This window comes from Aeromonas sp. HMWF015, from assembly GCF_963878965.1.
Classification (GTDB): domain Bacteria; phylum Pseudomonadota; class Gammaproteobacteria; order Enterobacterales; family Aeromonadaceae; genus Aeromonas; species Aeromonas veronii.
This window is the reverse complement of the sequence record NZ_CAWNZT010000103.1, coordinates 1-4,003: the sequence shown is the minus strand read 5'-3', so window position 1 is coordinate 4,003 and position 4,003 is coordinate 1. Positions and strand designations below refer to the sequence as shown.

General features: G+C 58.8%; 4 protein-coding genes and 1 other RNA gene. All 5 read left to right on the top strand.

The features are described from left to right. Nucleotides 1-314 (top strand): NAD-binding protein (locus AACS18_RS23100; RefSeq protein ID WP_258228854.1); only part of this gene is annotated, 314 nt, incomplete at its 5' end. 52 nt (nt 315-366) lie between these two features. Further along, complete coding sequence (locus AACS18_RS05045; protein ID WP_108613867.1) at nt 367-1,146, top strand: SDR family oxidoreductase; 780 nt, start codon at nt 367-369, stop codon at nt 1,144-1,146. 358 nt (nt 1,147-1,504) lie between these two features. Next, complete coding sequence (gene arcD, locus AACS18_RS05040; protein ID WP_005336921.1) at nt 1,505-2,941, top strand: arginine-ornithine antiporter; 1,437 nt, start codon at nt 1,505-1,507, stop codon at nt 2,939-2,941. A 105-nt stretch (nt 2,942-3,046) separates the two neighbouring features. Then, the gene (locus AACS18_RS05035; protein WP_040068144.1) at nt 3,047-3,835 is read left to right on the top strand and encodes a sulfite exporter TauE/SafE family protein; all 789 of its coding nucleotides are present in this window, start codon (nt 3,047-3,049) and stop codon (nt 3,833-3,835) included. 102 nt (nt 3,836-3,937) lie between these two features. Further along, nucleotides 3,938-4,003: signal recognition particle sRNA small type (gene ffs / locus AACS18_RS05030), an RNA gene on the top strand; the annotation flags it as partial.

Genomic DNA, 4,003 nt, shown 5'->3' with positions numbered 1-4,003 from the left:
GACTGGATCCCGCCGTGCTCTCCACCATCATGGGCAAGAGCTCCGGCAACAACTGGAGTCTGGAGCGCTACAACCCCTGGCCCGGGGTGATGGAAAATGTCCCTGCCGCCCGCAACTATCAGGGGGGCTTTATGACCCGTTTGATGGTGAAAGATTTGGGATTGGCCATGGCGCTGGCCGAGCATGGCCACAGCGCTGTGCCCATGGGGGCGCTCGCGCGTAACCTGTTCAACCTGCATGCCGCTCAGGGGCAGGGTAGCCGCGATTTCTCCAGCATCGTCGAACTCTATCTGGATAAACAGGATCCCGCCTGACGGGCCACCTCGCTTCAAGGCATCTCTCTTCGACCAGCAACAAGGAGCATTGATGGATATCAAAGATAAGGTCATCGTTATTACCGGCGCTGGACGTGGCTTGGGACGGGCTATTGCGCTGGCCTTGGGCGCACAGGGGGTGACGCTGGCGCTGCTCGACATCAATCGCGCCGATCTGGAGGCGACCTCAGCCATGGTGCGCAGTCAGAATGATCAGTGCGATCAAGATAGCCAGTGCGAGCTGTTTGTCTGCAATGTGGCAAGCGAAGCCGAGGTCGAGGCCGTGTTTGCTGCTATCAAGGAGCGTTTTGGCGTGCTGCACGGTCTTATCAACTGCGCCGGCATTTTGCGCGATGGCATGCTGATCAAGGTGAAAGAGGGTGAGCGGGTGGAGAAGATGACGCTGGCCCAGTGGCAGAGCGTGATTGACGTCAACCTCACAGGTACCTTCCTCTGCGGTCGTGAAGGGGCGGCGCTGATGGCGCAAGGGGGGCAGGGGGGCGTCATCATCAATATCTCCTCCATCGCCCGCGCCGGCAATATTGGCCAGAGCAACTATGCCGCCAGCAAGGCGGGGGTTGCCTCGCTGGTGGTAACCTGGGCGCGGGAGTTGGCGCGCCATGGCATTCGGGTGATGGGGATTGCCCCCGGGGTGTTTGCCACCGATATGACGGCGGCGATGAAGCCGGAGGCGATGGCGCGGATGCAGCAGGCCATTCCGGTCGGCACCCTTGGCGAGGCGCAACAGCTGGCCGAGACGGTGAGCTTTATTTTTGCCAACGACTATCTGTCGGGAAGGATGATAGAACTGGATGGCGGTTTGCGTTTATAGGGATTTACATAATGGGCCCCGGTGTTTCCACCGGGGCTTTTTTATGCAGATTATTTATACAGAGAGTGCCTGAATGGCGATGCATAGGAACCATGCGAGTCAGGTTGTGTTGGCAGAAAAATGAGAAATATCAATGGGTCTTGGTTAATTTGAGCCAGCTCACAGGCCATATGGGTCAGTGCTGTAAAATTGCGCGCGGTCAAGGCGGTGCATGATTGACGGGACGAGGGATTGCGGTCGGAATAGTCATGCAATATAGTTGCCGCCTTTTTCACGGGGTCAGGATTCCCAGCCCCTCCCATATTGCGCGCAGTATGAATACGGACGCTCTGCCGCCGCCTAAATAAACAGGATTGAAATGGACAAGAAACTAGGGCTGGGCGCCCTCATTTCGCTGGTGATCGGCTCCATGGTCGGCGCCGGGGTCTTCAGTCTGCCACAAAACATTGCTGCGCATGCCAGTGCCGGGGCGGTCGCCCTGGGTTGGGCCATCACCGGTCTGGGCATGATCTGTCTCGCGCTGGTCTATCAGAACCTCTCCATGCGCCGCCCCGATCTCGATGGCGGTATCTTCAGCTATGCCAAAGCCGGTTTCGGCGATTTCATCGGTTTCAACGCCGCCTGGGGTTACTGGCTCTGCCAACTGCTGGCCAACGTCTCTTACGCCATCGTGGTGTTCAGCGCCCTGAGCTACTTCTTCGATACGCCTGACAACGTCATCTTCGGTGACGGCAATACGCCGGTCGCCATCACGCTGGCCTCCATCCTGATCTGGTCGGTGCATGCGCTGGTGCTGCGCGGGGTGCAGGTCGCTGCGCTGGTGAATATCGTCACCACCATCGCCAAGATGGTGCCGCTCATCGTCTTCTGTGTCGCGATCCTGCTGGCTTTCAACATGGATACCTTCACTCTGGATATCTGGGGCCAGAACAACATGGAGCTGGGCTCCGTCATGGATCAGGTCAAGTCCACCATGAAGGTGACCCTCTGGGTCTTTATCGGGATTGAAGGGGCCGTGGTGGTCTCTGCCCGTGCCCGTCATCGTAAGGATGTGGGCCGTGCCACCGTGCTGGCGCTGCTCGGCGCCCTGACACTCTATGTGATGGTGACCCTGTTCTCGCTGGGTGTCATGAGCCAGCCGCAACTGGCGGCGCTCAAAAATCCTTCGACCGCCATGATCCTCGAGGCCGTGGTCGGCCCCTGGGGCGCCTGGCTTATCAACATCGGTCTGGTGGTGTCGGTGATGGGGGCTCTGCTCAGCTGGACCGTGCTGGCAGCTGAAGTGCCCTACATCGCAGGCAAGACCGGCGTCTTCCCGGGCTGGTTTGCCAAGGAGAACAAGAACGGCTCGCCGCAGGTGTCGCTCTGGTGCTCTACCTGTCTGGTGCAGATCTTCCTGATCATCATCTACTTCCAGAGCAGCACCTATCTGGCACTGGTCAACATCGCGACCTCTGCAGCGTTGGTGCCTTACGTTTTCTCCGGTGCCTATGGCCTGAAGCTGGCATTGAAAGGGGAGACCTATCAGGGTCAACCTCATCAGCGCAAGCGTGACCTGCTGCTGGCCCTGGTGGCGACGGTTTACGGCTGCTGGCTGGTCTACGCTGCCGGTGTGGAGTACCTGTTGCTGGTGGCGCTGCTCTATAGCCCGGGCATCTTCATCTACTGGAAGGCGCGTCAGCATCACGGTCTGCGCGGCCTTAACCGGTTGGAGCAGGGGATGACGGCGGCCCTGCTCGGCTGTGCCGTGCTGGCCTTCTACAAGGTGATGGACGGTACCATTCCGCTGCACTAACCGGCACAATGAAGAGATGGCCCTCGCGCCATCTCTTTTTTTTCATGCTGATATCCAGTGTCGTCCGGCCGAGTTGGCCGTTTATCGTTCAAAACAGGAATTTTTATGCTGTTTATGGGTTACCTCCTTCTGGGCGCCTTTGCCGGTATGCTGGCGGGGCTGTTCGGGATCGGCGGCGGTCTTATCATTGTCCCCGTGCTGGTCATGACCTTTCGCGCCCAGGGCATCGACCCTGAAATAATTACCCATCTGGCCCTCGGCACCTCGTTGCCCACCATGATCTTTACCGGATTCAGCTCGCTTAGAGCACATCAGGAAGCGGGCGCCGTCGACTGGGTGATGATCCGCAGATTGGGGGCGGGCATGCTGGTTGGTGCCTGGCTCGGTGGTATGACGGCCAATCTGCTCAGTGCCAGTACCCTCAATATCATTATCGGCTGCTTCGCCTGGAGCATGGCGCTACAGATGGGGCTCAATCTCAAGCCCAAAGCGGAGCGCCATATGCCGGGGGCGCTCGGCACAGGCATCGCCGGTACCATCATTGGCTGGATGTCAGCGCTGTTTGGTATTGGCGGTGGCTCGCTCACCGTCCCTTATCTGAGCTGGAACTCGGTGCCGATGCGCAATGCGGTAGCGGCCTCTGCAGCTTGCAGCATGCCCATCGCGCTGGCGGGGAGCCTCAGCTACCTCTATGCGGGTTGGGGTCATGCCGATCTGCCCGAGTGGAGTGTGGGCTACATCTATCTGCCAGCGCTGCTCGGCATTGTGCTGACCAGTACCCAGTTTGCCCGCCTTGGTGCCAAGCTGGCACACCGATTGTCACCAAGACGCCTCAAGCAGGCATTTGCTCTGCTGATGCTGCTGGTGGGGGCGAAATTTATGCTGTTTAGCTGATTCATTCGGCAGATTGTTGAAAAATAAGGCAAACGATCTGTTGGAGGGTAGAAAGCCGTTGCATTGAACGCCCAGTTTGCCTATTCTCCTCGCCGGTGGTCCTATTGGTCCTCTCGCATTGATAACCCGTCGACCTGGTCAGGACCGGAAGGTAGCAGCCAAGGCGGG

What these genes read in the sequence shown, in the direction of transcription:
- arcD (WP_005336921.1), top strand. Translation starts at nt 1,505, where the DNA reads ATGGACAAGAAACTAGGGCTGGGCGCCCTCATTTCGCTGGTGATCGGC.
- AACS18_RS05035 (WP_040068144.1), top strand. Translation starts at nt 3,047, where the DNA reads ATGCTGTTTATGGGTTACCTCCTTCTGGGCGCCTTTGCCGGTATGCTG.
- AACS18_RS05045 (WP_108613867.1), top strand. Translation starts at nt 367, where the DNA reads ATGGATATCAAAGATAAGGTCATCGTTATTACCGGCGCTGGACGTGGC.